At 54.4% G+C, this 18,217-nt stretch carries 15 protein-coding genes; 3 read left to right on the plus strand and 12 right to left on the minus strand.

Translation table 11 applies throughout. The features are described from left to right. Positions 1 to 142: 142 nt before the first annotated feature. The 5 genes from amtB to F3I20_RS13875 form a co-directional block, all read right to left on the minus strand. Positions 143 to 1,429, minus strand: coding sequence for an ammonium transporter AmtB (gene amtB, locus F3I20_RS13855; RefSeq protein WP_150037814.1), 1,287 nt, complete (start codon positions 1,427 to 1,429; stop codon positions 143 to 145). Between the two features lie 34 nt (positions 1,430 to 1,463). Then, positions 1,464 to 1,802, minus strand: coding sequence for a P-II family nitrogen regulator (glnK, locus tag F3I20_RS13860; RefSeq protein WP_003850469.1), 339 nt, complete (start codon positions 1,800 to 1,802; stop codon positions 1,464 to 1,466). Between the two features lie 256 nt (positions 1,803 to 2,058). Then, positions 2,059 to 3,834, minus strand: a complete 1,776-nt coding sequence (locus F3I20_RS13865) for a SmdB family multidrug efflux ABC transporter permease/ATP-binding protein (protein ID WP_150037815.1) — start codon at positions 3,832 to 3,834, stop codon at positions 2,059 to 2,061. Next, positions 3,827 to 5,596, minus strand: a complete 1,770-nt coding sequence (locus F3I20_RS13870) for a SmdA family multidrug ABC transporter permease/ATP-binding protein (RefSeq protein ID WP_150037816.1) — start codon at positions 5,594 to 5,596, stop codon at positions 3,827 to 3,829. Before F3I20_RS13870 ends, F3I20_RS13865 begins: the two co-directional genes overlap by 8 nt. A gap of 24 nt (positions 5,597 to 5,620) precedes the next feature. Beyond that, positions 5,621 to 6,082: an Lrp/AsnC family transcriptional regulator gene (locus tag F3I20_RS13875; RefSeq protein ID WP_150013171.1), complete on the minus strand. Its 462-nt coding sequence runs from the start codon at positions 6,080 to 6,082 to the stop codon at positions 5,621 to 5,623. 117 nt (positions 6,083 to 6,199) lie between these two features. On the opposite strand from F3I20_RS13875, the gene F3I20_RS13880 reads away from it, so the two are divergent. Next, a complete protein-coding gene (locus F3I20_RS13880) occupies positions 6,200 to 7,234 on the plus strand; it encodes a PLP-dependent cysteine synthase family protein (protein WP_150013169.1) in 1,035 nt (344 codons plus the stop codon). Positions 7,235 to 7,268: 34 nt separating this feature from the next. Here the strand turns inward: F3I20_RS13880 and cof are convergent, their stop codons facing one another. After that, the gene (gene cof / locus F3I20_RS13885; protein WP_150013167.1) at positions 7,269 to 8,090 is read right to left on the minus strand and encodes an HMP-PP phosphatase; all 822 of its coding nucleotides are present in this window, start codon (positions 8,088 to 8,090) and stop codon (positions 7,269 to 7,271) included. A 92-nt stretch (positions 8,091 to 8,182) separates the two neighbouring features. Between cof and F3I20_RS13890 the strand changes: the two genes are divergently transcribed. Together F3I20_RS13890 and queC are read left to right on the plus strand one after the other, a co-directional pair. After that, positions 8,183 to 9,901 (plus strand): SgrR family transcriptional regulator, encoded by a 1,719-nt coding sequence (locus F3I20_RS13890; protein ID WP_150013165.1) that lies wholly within the window; start codon positions 8,183 to 8,185, stop codon positions 9,899 to 9,901. Positions 9,902 to 9,942: 41 nt separating this feature from the next. Continuing rightward, positions 9,943 to 10,638, plus strand: a complete 696-nt coding sequence (gene queC / locus F3I20_RS13895) for a 7-cyano-7-deazaguanine synthase QueC (protein ID WP_150013163.1) — start codon at positions 9,943 to 9,945, stop codon at positions 10,636 to 10,638. Between the two features lie 51 nt (positions 10,639 to 10,689). Here queC and F3I20_RS13900 read toward each other — a convergent pair whose 3' ends face one another. The 6 genes from F3I20_RS13900 to clpX form a co-directional block, all read right to left on the minus strand. Then, a complete protein-coding gene (locus tag F3I20_RS13900) occupies positions 10,690 to 11,088 on the minus strand; it encodes a YbgC/FadM family acyl-CoA thioesterase (protein WP_150013161.1) in 399 nt (132 codons plus the stop codon). A gap of 100 nt (positions 11,089 to 11,188) precedes the next feature. Then, on the minus strand, positions 11,189 to 11,542 hold the full coding sequence (locus F3I20_RS13905; RefSeq protein WP_150013159.1) for a helix-hairpin-helix domain-containing protein: 354 nt from the start codon (positions 11,540 to 11,542) through the stop codon (positions 11,189 to 11,191). 140 nt (positions 11,543 to 11,682) lie between these two features. Continuing rightward, positions 11,683 to 13,551, minus strand: coding sequence for a peptidylprolyl isomerase (gene ppiD / locus F3I20_RS13910; RefSeq protein ID WP_150013157.1), 1,869 nt, complete (start codon positions 13,549 to 13,551; stop codon positions 11,683 to 11,685). A 247-nt stretch (positions 13,552 to 13,798) separates the two neighbouring features. Next, the gene (hupB, locus tag F3I20_RS13915; RefSeq protein ID WP_033731763.1) at positions 13,799 to 14,071 is read right to left on the minus strand and encodes a nucleoid-associated protein HU-beta; all 273 of its coding nucleotides are present in this window, start codon (positions 14,069 to 14,071) and stop codon (positions 13,799 to 13,801) included. Positions 14,072 to 14,285: 214 nt separating this feature from the next. Continuing rightward, entirely contained in the window at positions 14,286 to 16,640 is a 2,355-nt protein-coding gene (lon, locus tag F3I20_RS13920; protein WP_150013155.1) for an endopeptidase La, read from the minus strand. A 186-nt stretch (positions 16,641 to 16,826) separates the two neighbouring features. Next, positions 16,827 to 18,098, minus strand: coding sequence for an ATP-dependent protease ATP-binding subunit ClpX (gene clpX, locus F3I20_RS13925; protein ID WP_003850494.1), 1,272 nt, complete (start codon positions 18,096 to 18,098; stop codon positions 16,827 to 16,829). Between the last annotated feature and the right edge of the window lie 119 nt (positions 18,099 to 18,217).

Genomic DNA, 18,217 nt, shown 5'->3' on the forward strand with positions numbered 1-18,217 from the left:
TGGTGGCAGAGTCAGTAGAAATCTATAACAGTCAGCGGCCACATCTGTCGCTGAAATACAAAACGCCTGATGCAGTGCATCAGGCGTTTTAACGGCATAACGTGTCAACCTATGCCAGGACTAGTCATTCAGTGCCTGTCCATTACTGGTTGTAAGCATTCTCGCCGTGGCTGTTTACATCCAGACCTTCACGTTCATGCTCTTCCGGTACGCGCAGTCCGACAATCAGATCGGCCAGCTTGAAGCCAATGAAGGCAACCACGCCCGACCAGACAATCGTCAGACCCACGCTGAAGAGCTGCACCCAGACCTGATGGCCCATGGTGACGTCCTGAGCATAACCGACGCCGCCCAGTGAAGAGGAAGCAAACACGCCGGTCAGGATACAGCCCACGATACCGCACACGCCATGCACGCCGAATACATCGCACGGATCATCAACGCGCAGCCATTTTTTCAGGGTGGTGACGCCCCACAGTCCCGCCAGTCCGCCGACCAGGCCGATGATTAACGCACCGCCCACACCGACATAACCACAGGCTGGAGTAATCGCGACCAGACCGGCAATAAAGCCTGAGCAGGCACCCAGCAGTGAAGGCTTACCACGTACCGCCCACTCACCAAAGGTCCATGCCAGTACCGCACCCGCTGTTGCAACCACGGTGTTCAGGAAAGCCAGCGCGGCGATTTCGTTTGCTGCTGAAGCTGAACCGGCATTAAAGCCAAACCAGCCAACGTACAGAATAGCAGTGCCGGTAAAGACCATCGGCAGGTTATGTGGCTTGAAGGCCTCTTTACCAAAGCCCGCACGTTTGCCGACCAGATATGCCCCCACCAGACCCGCTACCGCGGCGTTGATATGCACCACGGTGCCGCCAGCGAAGTCCAGCGCGCCATCCTGCGCCAGGAAACCGCCCGCCCAGACCATATGCGCGATAGGCAGGTAAGCCAGCGTCAGCCAGACACCGACGAAGATCAGTACAGCAGAGAAACGGATACGCTCTGCAATGGCACCGACAATCAGGCCCACAGTAATGCAGGCAAACGAGGCCTGGAATGCTACGTGGATATACTGATAGAAACTGCCCATAACGGCGGTGAGCTGAATGTTTTTCAGCATGGCCCAGCCAAAGCCGCCAAAGAAGGCGTTACCTTCACTGAAGGCCAGGGAGTAGCCGTAGACCACCCACAGCACGCAGACCAGCGAGAAGGTGACAGCAACCTGCGTCAGCATCGACAGAACGTTTTTGCCACGAATCAGGCCACCATAAAACAGCGCAATACCTGGAATTGACATAAACAGCACCAGCGCGGTGCAAATCATCATAAATGCGTTATCAGCCTTGTCCGCAACGGCAGGCGCAGCCATTGCGAGTGAGGGTAACAGTGCCAGGCTGGTGAGGCCCAGCTTAGTGAAAATTTTATTCATTTTTATTCCATCCCATCACAGTACTGAGTCTTAATTACAGAGCGGCTTCGTCGGTCTCGCCGGTACGAATACGGATGACGCGCTGCAGTTCCGCCACGAAAATTTTACCGTCGCCAATTTTGCCGGTGTAGGCCGCTTTACTGATAACATCCACCACTTCGTCTAACTGATCGTCGGCAATCGCGATATCAATTTTGACCTTCGGCAGGAAGTTCACGCTGTACTCTGCGCCACGATAGAGCTCCGCATGGCCTTTCTGACGACCAAAACCTTTCACTTCGGAGACGGTCAGTCCCTGAATGCCGATAGAGGATAAAGCTTCACGAACATCCTCCAGTTTGAATGGCTTAATTACGACGGTGACCAGCTTCATTGGATCCCCTCCAGCGAGTAATAGGTAATGTTTACGAACACGCAGGGATATAAGCAAAGCCTGTGCCAGAGTGTAAATCTGACCTTAATCAGTGAGTCAGACGAGATGGAGCAAGGGATGCTTTAAAGAAGATTCAAAACAGAAAGGGTATGTAACAGGGATTGCAGCGTGAGGCTGCACTCCTTTGGTGCTTATGGCGTCAAAGGAGTGCATTTATACAGATTACTCCGATAAATCTGCGCAAAAAAGGTGCAAGTCAGCTTTCAGATGTTACAGGTACGCCCGACGCCAGATCATCCCCTGCCTGCTGCAGCTGATACATCTGCCAGTAGCGTCCCTGCAGCGACAGCAGTTGCTGATGGGTGCCCTGCTCAACCACACGACCGCGATGCAGCACCAGAATCTTATCCGCATCGATAATCGTTGAAAGGCGGTGAGCGATCACCACCAGCGTGCTGTGTTGCCGTAGTGTCGCAAGCGTCTGCTGAATCGCCTGCTCGGTGCCGGAGTCGATGTTAGCTGTAGCCTCGTCAAGGATCAGGATCTGCGGCAGATCAACCAGTACCCGGGCCAGCGCCAGCAGCTGCTTCTGACCGACCGACAGATTATTGCCCTGCTCGCCCAGCCGGGTATGAATCCCTTCCGGCAGGGCATGCGCCAGCGGTGCCAGTTGCACCTGTTCAAGCACTGTCCAGACGGCCTCTTCGCTGATGTCGCGGCCCAGCCGCACATTCGCCAGCAGTGTATCGGCCAGCACCACCGGATCCTGCTGCACCATCGCAATACCACGGCGCAGCACAGCATGACTCAGCTCGCTAATCGGGCGGTCATCAATACGGATTTCGCCGCGCGTCACCGGGTAGTAGCCCATGAGCAGGTTAGCCAGCGTGCTTTTGCCGCTGCCGGTATGACCCACCAGCGCCACAAACTCACGTGGTGCAACTTCAAGATTGATATCACTCAGCACATCGCGGTTTTCACGGTAGGCAAAACTGAGGTTATTCAGGGCAATACGACCTGAAGCCAGTGGCTGCTGATCGGCACCATACTGCTGCTGGGCGGCATCCATCAGCTCAAAGATACGCTCACCGGAAACCACCGCCTGCTGCAACATCGACTGCTGCGTAGTCAGTTCAATCAGCGGCTCATTCAGGCGACCCAGGTAAGTAATAAAGGCATACAGTACCCCCACTTCAAACACCCCAGGCACGGAAAAACTGAACAGAATCAGCAGCCCGCACAATACCATCGCTGAAAACAGGCTCAACAGCGGACGCAGCAGAAAGCCATCGAGACGCAGCGTCTCCATGCGCGCCAGATAGTGAGAGCGGCTCGCTTCGCCCATCCGTTCACCAAATCGCGCCTGCTGACGAAACTGCTGAATCACACTCATGCCGCTGATCACTTCGTTGAAGCCGTTGTTGATGTCAGCCAGATAGCTGCGAACCCGGCGCGCAATCGGCGTGCTATAACGCTGATAGATGAACATCACTATCAGTACCAGCGGGAAAATCATCATTGCTACCAGCGCCATGCGCCAGTCAAGACTGAACATCGCCACCATCATGGCACCGACCAGGGCAGCGCTGCGCAGTACGGTTGAAACCACCGTGACATAAAGATCGCGGATCACTTCGGTGTCATTCGTAACGCGCGAAATAATCTGCCCGACCGGCTGAGTATCAAAGGCGCTCAGCGGCTGACAGAGCGCGGCATTCATCACGTCACTGCGTAATCGCTGTACCACACCAATGGCGGCGCGATTAAACAGCAGCGCCTGCCAGTAGTGCAGTCCGGCGGCCAGTAGCTGAAGCAGGATAAAGCTGATGACCAGACCGGCCACCAGACCCCAGGGCATCTGATGCTTCGCCACCAGGTTATCGATAAAGTAGCTGACCAGTACCGGACCGGTCACTTCCGCCGCGGCAGCGATCCACAACATGCCTACCGCCAGCGACAGGGATTTACGCCAGGGCTTACCGTAGCTCAGCAGGCGCTTCAGGGTTGGCCACAAGCGGGCAGACTTAGCCATGCGGCACTCCTTTCTCATTTTCATCATCATCCAGCGCTGCTTCCAGTTGCTGGTAACGGTACATGTTACGATACCAGCCAGCGCTGGCGGTGAGCGCGTCATGATCGCCACGCTGTGCCACGCAGCCCTGTTGCAATACCAGAATTTCACTGGCTTCCGTTAGCGCCGACAGGCGATGTGCGCTGATAATCAGTGTTTTTCCCTGCCCCCAGATGCGCAGGTTATGCAGAATTTCGTGCTCGGTACGACCATCCACCGCAGAGAGCGCGTCGTCCAGAATCAGGATTTCTGCGTTCAGCAGCAGTGCCCGGGCAATCGAAAGACGCTGCTTCTGCCCACCCGACAGCATCACACCTCGCTCCCCGACTTCGGTTTCATAACCCTGCGGCAGCCGCAGAATATCGTCATGCACGCAGGCCAGCGTGGCGGCCTGTTCAATCTCCTGCTGGGTTGCGCCCGGTTTCCCCAGCGCAATATTGTTCGCTACGCTGTCAGAGAACAGGAAGGGTGTCTGGCTAACCACAGCGAGACGACTGCGCCAGCTGTCCAGCCGTAACTGCGGCAGCGGGATCTGGTGATAACGGATATCGCCCTGCTGAATATCAAAATGGCGCTGGATCAGGCTCAGTAAGGTACTTTTGCCACTGCCGGTTGGCCCGCACAGTCCCAGCATTTCGCCGGGCTTCAACTGGAAGCTGACATCGCTTAACACCGGAGCCGCACTGACCGGATAGTGAAAGGCGCGAATTGCGACCTGCAGCGTGCCCGGCTCAGGTGGCAGAGACTTATCGCCATCTTCCACCGCTGGCGCTTCCGCCAGCAATGCACCGATGCGGCTCCAGGCGGCACTGCCGCGTTCCACGATATTGAACATCCACGCCAGCGCCAGCATCGGCCAGATCATCAGGCCGAGATACATCACAAAGCTGGTAAGCTGCCCCAGCGTCATCTGGTCATGCCACACCAGCCAGCTGCCACCGCCAATTGCCAGCAGGTTTGAGAAACCAATAGCAATGTAGATTGTGGGATCGAAACGGGCATCGACCCGCGCCACGCGCAGGTTCTTTTCACCGGTATCGCGGGCGATATCTGAGAATTGCTGCGACTGATGCTGTTCAAGACCGAAGGATTTAATCATCCGGATGCTGGTCAGGCTCTCCTGCGTCTGATCGTTAAGGCTGGAGAAGGCCGCCTGGGCCAGTTTGAAGCGATGATGCAGCTGATTACCATAGCGATGGATGACGATCGCCATAATGGGCATCGGCACCAGTGCCAGCAGCGTCAGCTGCCAGCTGATCTGCGTACTCATCACCAGCAGCACCACGCAGCCCATCACCAGCGAGTCGACCAGCGTCAGCACCCCTTCCCCGGCTGCAAACACGACCCGATCCACATCGTTAGTGGCGCGCGCAATCAGGTCACCGGTCCGGTGACGCAGATAAAAAGCCGGTTGCTGCCGACTCAGCTGGCGATAAAAATCTTCGCGCAGCTCAACCGCCAGCTGGTAGGAGGCCCCAAACAGCAGTACGCGCCAGACGTAGCGCAGCAGATAGACCACCACTGCGGTTGCCAGCATGATGCCAATCCACATCATGATGTGACGGGTACTCATGTTGTCACGTGTGACACCATCAACAATGACACCGACGACATGCGGCGGCAGCAACTGCAGAACAGCAATAACAATCAGCAGGATGACCGCGCCCAGATAGCGCCGCCACTCCCGCAGAAAATACCAACTTAATTGACTGAATAATCGCACAACGCTGCTCTCAATCTCAGGCCCTCAGGGGGCGACAGGTAAAGCCGTGGTGTATTTAATCTCTTCCATGGCGAAGCTGGATGTCACATCAATCAGGCCAGGCACACCGTTCACTAATCGCTTGTAGAACGCATCATAGCTCTTCATGTCGGCCACCTGAATGCGCAGCAGGTAATCATACTCGCCTGCCATCCGGTAAAAGGCCATCACCTCGGGCATGCTGCTGACCACCGACACAAAAGCCAGATACCAGTCGCGGCTGTGCTGCTGGGTTTTCACAAACATAAACGCTGTCAGTGACAGTCCGATTTTATCCCCATCCAGCAGCGCCACCCGAGCGCGGATAATGCCATCATCTTCCAGCTTTTTCAGGCGCTTCCAGCAGGGTGTGGTGGTGAGGTTGACGGCATCCGCCAGCGCCTGCAGCGACAGCGTACAATCCTGTTGCAGCAGTGAGAGCAGTTTAAGGTCGGTTTTGTCTAACATACGGGACTCCGGGAGAATCATTTTCTCCATTACCGCAATTTTAGCGGTATTTTTGCAATCTCTTTTTCCTGCACGTGCCATAAAATAGCCGCATCATTTCTTTACCGGATGCCTGAGATGCAGACCTGCTGGATTCGCCACGCTATCAACGAAATTAACGCTGATTTTCAACGATCGGCTGAAACCCATCTGATCCGTTTCGATCTGGCGGATTTTCCCGGTATCTGGTTCTACCTGAAAGATGAGAGCACCCATCCCAGTGGCAGTCTTAAACATCGGCTGGCACGATCTCTGTTTCTCTACGGTCTCTCCAACGGCTGGATTAAAGAGAATACGCCGATTATCGAAGCCTCGTCAGGCAGCACGGCCGTTTCTGAGGCGTACTTCGCAAGGCTGCTTGGCCTGCCCTTTATTGCAGTGATGCCCGCCAGCACGGCGAAACGTAAAATTGAGCAGATCACCTTTTATGGTGGACAGTGCCATTTTGTCGAGGATCCCTGCCAGCTTTACGCAGAATCTGAACGGCTGGCACGTGAGCTGAATGGCCATTTTATGGATCAGTTTACTTACGCTGAACGCGCCACCGACTGGCGCGGTAATAATAATATTGCTGAGAGCATATTCCGTCAGATGCAGCATGAACCCTATCCGATTCCCCATACGGTGATTATGAGCGCGGGCACTGGCGGCACCTCGGCGACGCTGGGCCGCTATATTCGTTATCAGGGCCTGGAAACGAAACTGCTGGTGGTGGATCCGCAGCATTCGGTGTTTTTCGATTACTGGCAACAGCGTGATGCAACGCTGACCAGCACGCGAGGCAGCATGATCGAGGGAATTGGCCGTCCGCGCGTGGAGCCGTCGTTTATGCCTGACGTGATTGATGAAATGATCAAAGTACCGGATGGGGCGACGCTGGCCGCGATGCTGAAGCTGGAAAAAATCCTGGGACGCAAACCGGGTGCCTCTACCGGCACCAATTTCTGGGGCATGATACAGGTGGCGAAACGCTTAAGGGCAGCAAATCAGCAGGGCTCCCTGGTGACACTGCTGTGCGACAGTGGAGAACGTTATCCCGATAGCTACTATCGGCCGGAATGGGTAGCAAAACATATTGGCGATATCACGCCGTGGCAGCGCGAACTCGAGTAAAAAACCGGACGTCCTGTCCGGTTCACGGCAATCCTCAGCATTCGGGGGAATACGCGAGGTCGGGTGTTGCCAGCCAGTGATTTAAATAGTGAGACACCGCCTGTGTCTCGCAATGCCCTAATACCGGCAGATGCGGTAGCGCGGCTTTCAGTTGCGCCATCGCATTGCCCATGATGAAGCCCCGTCCAGCCTGCGACAGCATCTCTCTGTCATTCATTGCATCCCCGAACGCCATGCACTCCGCCAGCGTCAGTGACAGATGGTCGCACAACAGCGCCAGCGCGCTGCCTTTGTTGCAGCTGGCGGGCAACACTTCCAGACAGTCCACCGCAGAGAAGCAGATATTCGCCTGCTCACCCAGCGCCGCATCCAGTTCTGTTTTCAGCTGGCACAGCCGCTGATGCTGAGCGATAAAGCAGATTTTTGTTACCTGATGCGCGGGCAGCCTTTTCAAATCGCACAACTGATAGCCAAATCCGCTCATCTGATGGGCTACCAGCAGCTCAGGCTGGGGGCGATCGGTAAACCATCCCTGATCGTTGAAAATATGGATCGACGCGGGTGTTTCCCAGTGGCGATGGATGACCTCTTCGGCTACCGCAGAGGGCAGATCACGGGCAAAGATCAGATTGCCAGACCGATCGTGTACGCGGGTGCCATTCCCGGTAATCAGCCACGCGGGGAGCGTTAATTTCTCCCGTAAAATCTGCATCTCCAGCAGATGACGGCCCGTCGCCAGCGCCAGATTTACGCCACGCAGGTGCAGCGCCTGCAGGCTATCCAGCGTCTGCTGACCCAGCTGATGATCCGGCAGCAATAATGTGCCATCCATATCGAATGCGGCTAAACGCATTATCGTTACCCTCCTGCTGAAAAGATGAGCTTACTATTGCCTGTTAATTACGGAACTAATAGTGAATACTTTTAAAAAACTGTTCCGGGTTTACGATGCGTCAGCTTAACCGCCTTAATCAGTTTCAGCGCCTGTGGCAGCAGAGCCAGGGTGCCCCTCAGCAGACCTGCGTGGCAGAGATGGCGCGCCACTGCATCTGCAGCGAGCGTCATCTCCGTACGCTGCTGTCACAGTGGCAGCACGCTGGCTGGCTTAGCTGGCACGGCGAGCCGGGCCGTGGCAAACAGGGTCAGTTAGTGTTTCTGCGCACGCCTGAACAGTTACGGCAGCAGTTGTTGCAACAACAGCTTGATGCCGGAGATACGGCGGATGCCTTACAGCTGCTGGATCTGCCGCCGGAAAGGCTGATTAATATGCTGCGGCCGTTAATGGGTGGACAGTGGCAGAACGACACGCCGGTTCTGCGCATCCCCTACTATCGTCCGATGGAGAGCACTGAGCCGCGCCAGATTACCGGGCGGGCTGAACAGCATCTGGTTCGGCAGATCTATTCCGGTCTGACCCGTTTTGAGCAGGATGAGCCGGTCGGCGATCTGGCGCATCACTGGCAGCATGATGAGGCGTCCTGTAGCTGGTTATTCTGGTTACGGCCTCAGCTGATGTGGCACACCGACGAGCCGGTGCAGGCCGTGCAACTGGTGGCGCAGTTCCGCCAGCTGTTGCGGGACACACGTGTTGGTCTATTGCTTGCTGATGTGATCAGCGTGGATGCTCCCCATCCACTTGCACTACGTTTTGTATTGCGACGCTCTGATTTCTGGCTGCCGCATCGCCTCGCACACTTATTGTGCCTGCTGTCCCACCCCGATGATCCCGCTGTCGGCAGCGGTCCGTGGAAACTTGCGCACTTCAGTGGCGAACTGGTCAGGATTGAAAGTCACGCGCGCTGGCATCTGCAGCGTCCGCTATTACAGGCGGTAGAGTACTGGATTACCCCTCAGCTGTTTGATGCCGCACTCGGCAGCAGCTGTCGCCATCCGGTGCAGATTGCCATTGGTGATGCCACTGAACTCGGGACATTGAAGCCGGTCAGCAGTAGCATCAGTCTCGGCTTCTGTTATCTGGTCTGCCGCCCGCGAGCCGGTTTTACACCCGATCAGGCGCGCACGCTGTTCCAGCTGATCCAGCAAAGCGGCATCGTCAGCCGGTTACCACTGGATGAGGGATTAATTACCCCCAGCAAAGAGCTGTTACCCGGCTGGGAAGTACCGCTGATTGATAATGTTCCGGTCCCCTTGCCCCCCACTCTGACACTGCATTATCAGCTGCCGGTTGAGCTGCATCAGATGTCCCAGGCACTGGTCACTCTGTTAAAACAGCAGGGCTGTACTCTGAACGTCGTTTTTCACCCGGTGAAAAGCTGGCATCACATCGACCCGCCTGATGAGGCGGATATTGTGATGGGCGATCGGCTGATTGGCGATGCGCCGGTCTTCACTCTGGCCAGCTGGTTACAAATTGACCCGCTATGGCGTCGGCTGTGGCCTGCACCGCAGGGCGAAGAAGTCCAGGCGCAACTGCTGGATATCCAGCAGATAGCAGATAGCGGCAGTCGCACCCGTGCGCTGCAGCAGCTTTATCATCAACTGATGACGGACGGCATCCTGCTGCCCCTGTTCAATTATCGTTACCAGATTTATGCTCCCCCTGCCGTTGAAGGGATTGAGCTGAATACGCTGGGCTGGTTTGATTTCAGCCGCGCATGGATTCCGCCGCCCATTGATCCGCCTTGCAGCTGTTCAGCAGCGGACTGAGGCATTACCATAAGCGCAAAATTAATTATCAGGGAAACACCATGAAACGCGCGGTTGTAGTTTTCAGCGGTGGACAAGACTCCACTACCTGCCTGATTCAGGCTATACAGCTTTATGATGAAGTTCACTGTGTCACTTTCGACTATGGACAACGCCACCGGGAAGAGATTGATGTCGCCCGCGATCTGGCGATGACACTGGGTGCGCGCGCGCATAAAGTGCTGGACGTGACCATGCTGAACGAACTCGCCGTCAGCAGCCTGACGCGAGATAACATTCCGGTGCCTGCTTATAATCCTGAAGCCAGTGGATTACCCAGTACGTTTGTACCAGGACGCAATATTCTCTTTCTGACGCTGGCCTCAGTTTACGCATATCAGGTCGAAGCGGAAGCGGTCATCACCGGCGTCTGCGAAACCGATTTTTCCGGCTATCCCGACTGCCGCGATGAGTTTGTCAAAGCGCTGAACCATGCGGTGTCACTTGGCATGGCGCGCGAGGTGCGTTTTGAGACGCCGCTGATGTGGCTCAATAAAGCGGAAACCTGGGCGCTGGCAGATTACTGGCAGCAACTCTCGCTGGTACGCGAGCAGACGCTGACCTGCTATAACGGCGTAAAAGGCGACGGATGTGGTGAGTGTGCTGCCTGTCATTTACGGGCTAATGGCCTGCAGGGTTATCTCAGCGATCGGGCGGGCGTAATGTCTGCCATGAAAGCTAAAAGCGGTCTTAGCTAAGGCTGTCTGGCATGGCGGCAGAGAACCTTGATTTGCCGCCTCGTTATCGGCTCATGCCATCAGACGCATCAGCCGCTCACGTAACTCCCCTTCCAGCGCAACCGCCTTCTGGGTCCGCAAATCAATACAGACAAAAGTAAGTGCAGCATCCGCCACCACGGTCTCCTGACCTGCCAGCAGCACCCGCTGGGCAATAATGCCGCTTTTGCCATTTAATTGCGTAATCTCACTGTCGATAGCCAGTACGTCGCCCAGCACGGCCGGGCGACGGTAGTTGATGTTGATATTGACCACCACAAAAGCCAGTTTCTGTTCCAGCAACCAGTGGAACGCTTCAACCTCTTCCAGCCATTGCCAGCGCGCCTCTTCAAGAAACTCAAGATAGCGCGCATTGTTGACGTGCTGATAGACATCCAGATGATAGCCACGCACTTTTATGGTGGTCTGCATGATCATGCTCTCCTGCTACTGTGAGTTAACTGGTTGGACCTGTTCACTTTAGCAGAGTCGTCTGGTTAGCGTGGGTTAAGCATCACAGATGTGTACTGCCTCACAATTTCAGCCGGGACGCATTTCGCTCTATCAGCGCGTTACCGATACCCGGTACTTCATTGAGTTGCTGAATCGCGCTAAAGGGTCCGTACTGTTCGCGATAGTTCACAATCGCCTGCGCCTTCTTCAGCCCCACACCATTCATAGCGGCAGAGAGCTGTTCCGCTGTCGCTTCATTGATGCTGACCTGCTCCTGCAGTGACGGCGCGGCGGCCTCCGGCTTCGGTGCAGGATGTACGTTCTGCGACACTGCTGGACTGGCAGGTTCAGGTGCCGCAGAGACGCTGCCGTGACAGAGTGCGCCACCCAGTGCGAGTGAGAGATAAAAGGCAACGAGTTTAGGTTTAGCCATGCTGTGTTTCTCCTTGTGTGTAAACAGCAGCGACAGAGTGGCACTACGCCGCACAAGGCTCAAAAGCGGGATTTCAGAAATGGAAAAGGCCGCGAATGCGGCCTTTGATTATTACAGTCGTTGCGCAGTTTCTGCGAGGCTTACTGCATTTGTGCCGCAGCGCCGTACTTAATTTTGGCCTCTTTACGAAGGTTTTGCAGTAAGGCTTCAAACGTCAGCTGCGCATTATTCTGCGTAACGCCTTTGACCATTTCGTCAATCTGCGCCTGTGGCATGCTGCCCGTTTTAACTTTATCTACCGCCACCAGCACCACATTGCCCTGCATATCTTCGCTGACACCCCATGAAGGCTTATTATCAGCAGGCTGAGGCAGATTAAAGGCCGCCTGTGCCACCGGATCCTGCGCATTGCGATCAACGGTTTTGCTGGCGCTCAGTGTCAGGCCTGCTGCAGTCAGGGCTTCCAGCTTGCCCGCTTTGAGGTCGGCCAGCAGTTTATCGGCCTGTGCTTTAGCCTGCTGTGTCGCTTTATCATGCTTAAGCGTATCCGTAATCTGCGCCTTCACCTGCTCCAGCGGTTTTACCGCTTCCGGTTTGTGCTCGCTGATACGCAGTACAAAGGCACGGTCGCCATCGACGGTGATAATGTCGGAGTTGTTACCCGGTGCACCGTTTTGACCGACCAGACCACCGTTAAAGATTGCCTGCTTCACAGCATCGAAGTTAAGCGCGTCTGGCAGCGTGTCCTGACTGAACCAGCCGGTCTCTTTCGCTTTCAGACCCGAAGCCTGCTCGGCACCCGCCAGTGACTCATTGTCATTACTGGCCGCTTCACTGACTTTCTGCTGCAGTTTGTAGAAGGCATCAACGCCCTTCTCCTGCTTCACTTTCGCTGCAACGGCACTGCGAACGTCAGCCAGCGGCTTAACCTGTTCCGGCTGAATGTCGTCGAGACGAACCACCAGGAAGCCCACTGACGATTTGATCACGCCTGACATCTGGCCTTTCTCAGTCAGACCCGCATTTTTCAGCTCATCCGGGGTGGTTGAAGGTTCGAGCCAGCCCATATCACCGCCCTTACGCGCAGAGATTGGGTCAATTGATTTGGCTTTCGCCACATCCGCGAAGCTGGCACCACTCTTCAGCTGAGCCAGTACCGCATTAGCATCAGCCTCAGTTTTAGTCTGAATGACGCTGTAGCGACTACGCTGTGGTTGCGAATAGTCTGCTTTATGCTGGTCGTACCAGGCCTGAATATCTGCGTCGCTGGCATCCTGCTGCATGCTGGCGGCATCCATCAGGATGTAGCTGACGCGGAACTGTTCAGGTGACATAAAGCTGGTTTTATGCTGCTGATAATACTGACTGACTTCGTCGTCAGTGACAGTTTGTTTCGCCATCAGGGCATTGACGTCCAGCGTCGCCTGACGAATATCACGTTGCTGTGAAACCAGGTCAACCAGTTTGCTGGCTTCGCCTTTCAGCGTGAAGTCTGTGTTGGCCACAGCATTGATCAGCTGCTGATTAGAGAGTTGCTTACGCAGCGCTTCAGCATACCGGTCGGCGCTGAAACCCATGTTGCCGATTAGCGCCAGATATTTAGCATTGTCGAATTTGCCGTTGGTCTGGAAAGCCTGCTGATTGAAGATGGCCTGCTTGACCTGATCGTCACTGATGCTGAGGTGGAGATCTTTGATGTAGCTGTCGAGCAGGGCCTGGTCGATTAACTGAGACAGCGCCTGCTGACGCATCTGCTGCATGAAGCCATCGTTGCTGGCCAGCTGCGAGAACTGGTCACCCAGCATCTGCTGCTGACGACTGCGTTCACTATTGAACGCCTGCTCCAGCTGTCCCCGGCTAATCTCCTGACCGTTAACTTTGGCCGCATAGTCGTTATTGCCGCCAATCAGATAGTTGCCAACGCCTGTCAGCACAAAAGAGACGATAATCAGTCCCAGAATAATCTTGAGCACGACATGGTTCGACGCCGCGCGTAAATTGTCCATCATGGTAAGGCAACGCTCCGCTGTAGTGTGTATGTAAAGCTCGGTCGCAATTCGCCACTGGCTGGCGATTCGCGTAACTGCTGGCTTCGCTGGCAGTCTCAATCCGGTCCAGGTCCATCTTACGACCCGATTCTCACCGGTTAAAACAAAAAAGGCACATCTCATTGATGTGCCTGTATGTTACATGAGAACGGGTTAATCGTCCTCTAATCCACTGAAGAAAATGCGTCAATGAATCTATTCGTTGTTATTAATTGACAGCGTCTTTCAATGCTTTACCTGCACGGAAACCCGGTACTTTACCAGCCGGGATGGTGATCTCTTTACCGGTTTGCGGATTGCGGCCGGTACGTGCAGCGCGGTCACGCACAGAGAATGTGCCGAAACCCACCAGAGCCACTTCATCACCCTCTTTCAGCGCATCTGAAACTGAGCCCATAAATGCATCTAAAACACGTCCTGCTGCAGCTTTAGAAATATCAGCATCGGCAGCAATTTTGTCGATCAATTGTGACTTATTCACTCTCTTCATCCCCTCTTTTATTATTTCACCTCGTACCGGGCTTCCGGCCGGGTACGAACGCGCAGCAAGTTATATCAAGCCTGTGGAGCCGAAACAACGGAATTTCTCTGAGAACGTCGCCCCGACAGCCACCTAAATTAGCGGCACAAAAAAAAGCTGGCAAGCGCCAATTGCCTTGCCAGCTCCGCTTTTTAACGGTTTATGCCGTTAATCACTATTTTGCTGTTGCGACCTGCATGCCGTAAGGCGCATTTTCCAGTGCCAGATTCAGCACCTCTTCAATACGCTTCACCGGATGAATCTCCAGATCGGCAATCACGTTCTGTGGAATCTCTTCCAGATCACGCTTGTTGTCGTCCGGGATCAGCACGGTTTTAATGCCACCACGGTGCGCTGCCAGCAGTTTCTCTTTCAGCCCGCCAATCGGCAGCACCTGACCACGCAGGGTGATCTCACCAGTCATAGCGACATCCGCACGCACCGGGTTACCGGTCAGACAGGAGACCAGCGCAGTACACATTGCGATACCGGCACTCGGACCATCTTTCGGCGTAGCGCCTTCTGGCACGTGAACGTGAATATCACGTTTTTCGTAGAAGTCCCCATTAATGCCCAGCTTCTCGGCACGGGCCCGCACCACGGTCAGCGCAGCCTGAATCGACTCCTGCATCACTTCACCCAGAGAACCGGTGTAAGTGAGCTTGCCTTTACCCGGTACGCAGGCGGTTTCGATGGTCAGCAGATCGCCGCCCACTTCCGTCCACGCCAGGCCAGTAACCTGACCGACACGGTTTTCACTGTCAGCACGGCCGTAATCAAAGCGCTGTACGCCCAGGAAGTCTTTGAGGTTTTCACCATTGATGGTGATGTGCTTTTTCGTCTTGTCCATCAGCAGTGATTTCACCGCTTTACGGCACAATTTCGACAGCTCACGCTCAAGGCTACGCACGCCGGCTTCACGGGTGTAGTAACGGATAATGCCAATAATCGCGCTATCTTCAACCGTAATTTCACTGGCTTTCAGGGCGTTTCGCTCAATCTGCTTGGTCAGCAGATGCTGTTTAGCGATGTTCAGTTTCTCATCTTCGGTGTAACCCGACAGACGAATCACTTCCATACGATCCAGCAACGGTGCCGGAATGTTCATTGAGTTCGAGGTTGCCACGAACATCACATCAGAGAGATCGTAGTCGACTTCCAGATAGTGGTCGTTGAACGCAATGTTCTGCTCAGGATCAAGCACTTCCAGCAGTGCTGAAGCAGGGTCGCCGCGCATGTCCGAAGACATTTTGTCGATCTCATCCAGCAGGAACAGTGGGTTTTTAACCCCGACTTTCGCCATTTTCTGAATGAGTTTACCCGGCATGGAGCCGATGTAGGTACGACGGTGACCACGGATTTCCGCTTCATCACGCACGCCGCCCAGCGCCATGCGGACATATTTACGGCCGGTCGCCTTGGCGATCGACTGACCGAGGGACGTTTTACCTACCCCTGGCGGTCCGACCAGGCACAGAATCGGCCCTTTAATTTTGCTGACGCGACTCTGAACGGCAAGATACTCAAGAATACGATCCTTCACGCGCTCCAGGCCGTAATGGTCAGTATCCAGCGTCTCCTGCGCTTTACGCAGATCTTTCTTCACTTTGCTGCGCGCGTTCCACGGAACCTGCACCATCCAGTCGATGTAGCCGCGAACCACAGTCGCTTCAGCGGACATCGGGGACATCATTTTCAGTTTCTGCAGCTCAGCTTCTGCTTTTTCACGCGCTTCTTCCGGCATTTTTGCCGCGTCGATTTTACGTTTTAACGCTTCGTACTCGTCAGGCGCATCATCCATCTCGCCCAGCTCTTTCTGAATCGCCTTCATCTGCTCATTCAGATAGTACTCGCGCTGGCTCTTCTCCATCTGCTTCTTAACGCGGTTGCGAATGCGCTTCTCAACCTGCAGCAGATCGATTTCAGATTCCATCATCGCCATCAGATATTCCAGACGCTCATTGACGTCGGACATCTCCAGCACAGACTGTTTGTCTGCCAGTTTCAGTGGCATATGTGCTGCAACGGTATCGGCAAGGCGGGCCGCATCGTCAATGTTATTCAGTGAGGTTAAAACCTCGGGTGGGATCTTTTTGTTGAGTTTGATATAGCCTTCAAACTGATTGATCGCCGTACGCACCAGCACTTCCTGCTCGCGCTCTTCAATCTCTGGCGAAACCAGATATTCAGCTTGTGCCACAAAATGGTCACCGTTGTCGGCCAGCGTCGTAATATGGGCGCGCTGTAAACCTTCCACAAGAACTTTGACAGTGCCATCCGGCAGTTTCAGCATTTGCAATACTGATGCAACGGTCCCTACTGAAAAGAGATCGTTAATGCCAGGTTCATCCGTTGAAGCCTCTTTCTGTGCGACCAGCATGATTTTTTTATCATGATCCATTGCGGCTTCAAGGCACCGAATTGATTTTTCCCGGCCAACAAACAACGGAATTACCATGTGCGGATAAACCACCACGTCGCGCAGCGGCAACACGGGGATTTCAATGCGTTCAGAACGCTCAGGATTCATAGAGCTCTCTCTTTGTTTAATGTCCGCCAGGTGATGGGAACCGCATCAGGCAGGTATGCAGTTAAACCCACAGGTATCTGAGTATATGGGGATGATTGTCCGACATTCAACGTCACAGAGGCGAGAAAAGCAAAAGGGGAAACATTTTCCCCTTTTTTAATAGAACAACATGGACGATCTGTTTAATTATTCGCCAGATGCCTGCGCTTCATGCTTGCCGTAAATCAGCATGGGCTCAGACTGACCTTCAATAACTGATTCATCAATCACTACTTTTTCCACGTCATCCATGGAAGGCAGGTCATACATGGTTTCCAGCAGCGCGCCTTCAACAATGGAACGCAGCCCACGAGCACCGGTTTTACGTGACATCGCTTTCTTCGCAATAGCGGTTAACGCCTCGTCACGGAACTCCAGCTCAACGCCTTCCAGGTTAAACAGCGCCTGGTACTGTTTGGTCAGGGCGTTCTTCGGCTCACGCAGAATCTGAATCAGGGCTTCTTCACTCAACTCGCTCAGCGTCGCCACAACAGGCAGACGGCCGATGAACTCAGGGATCAGACCAAATTTGATTAAATCTTCAGGTTCACACTGTGAAAGCAGTTCGCCTTCGCTGGCTTTCTGCGATTTCCCTTTCACGGTTGCGCCGAAGCCGATACCGGATCCGGTTTCCACACGCTGGGAGATCACTTTGTCCAGGCCGGCGAATGCGCCGCCGCAGATAAACAGAATTTTCGAGGTATCAACCTGCAAAAATTCCTGCTGCGGATGCTTACGTCCACCCTGCGGCGGAACAGCAGCCACAGTACCTTCAATCAGTTTAAGCAGAGCCTGCTGTACGCCTTCGCCTGATACGTCACGGGTAATCGACGGGTTATCTGACTTGCGTGAGATTTTGTCGATTTCATCAATATAAACGATGCCGCGCTGTGCTTTCTGTACGTCGTAGTCACATTTCTGCAGCAGTTTCTGGATGATGTTTTCAACGTCTTCACCCACGTAACCGGCTTCAGTCAGCGTGGTGGCGTCAGCCATAGTGAATGGCACATCCAGCAGGCGCGCCAGCGTTTCCGCCAGCAGCGTTTTACCACTACCGGTCGGGCCAATCAGCAGAATATTACTTTTGCCCAGTTCGATGCCATTACTGGTATCGCCGTTACGCAAACGCTTGTAGTGGTTGTAAACCGCAACCGCCAGCACTTTCTTCGCTCTTTCCTGACCGATAACATAATCATCGAGGTGATGGCGAATTTCATGTGGGGTTGGCAACGCACTGCGTTCACGATGCGGGGCAACTTCTTTAATCTCTTCGCGAATGATGTCGTTGCACAGGTCAACACACTCATCGCAGATATACACTGACGGCCCGGCAATCAGCTTACGCACTTCATGCTGGCTTTTGCCGCAAAAAGAGCAGTACAGCAACTTCCCTGAACCGTCTTTGCGCTTATCTGTCATCAGTTAACCTCTTCTTGTTCTCAGGCCATACCCGCTTACGGCTCAGGCCGTACAGGGACGGCCGAAATTCATTCAACCCATAATAGTACCGTTATCCTGTTAACTATAGACCAGGGACA

Origin of the sequence: Candidatus Pantoea gossypiicola, from assembly GCF_008632075.1 — a bacterium.
In the GTDB taxonomy this organism is placed as follows: Bacteria; Pseudomonadota; Gammaproteobacteria; order Enterobacterales; family Enterobacteriaceae; genus Pantoea; species Pantoea gossypiicola.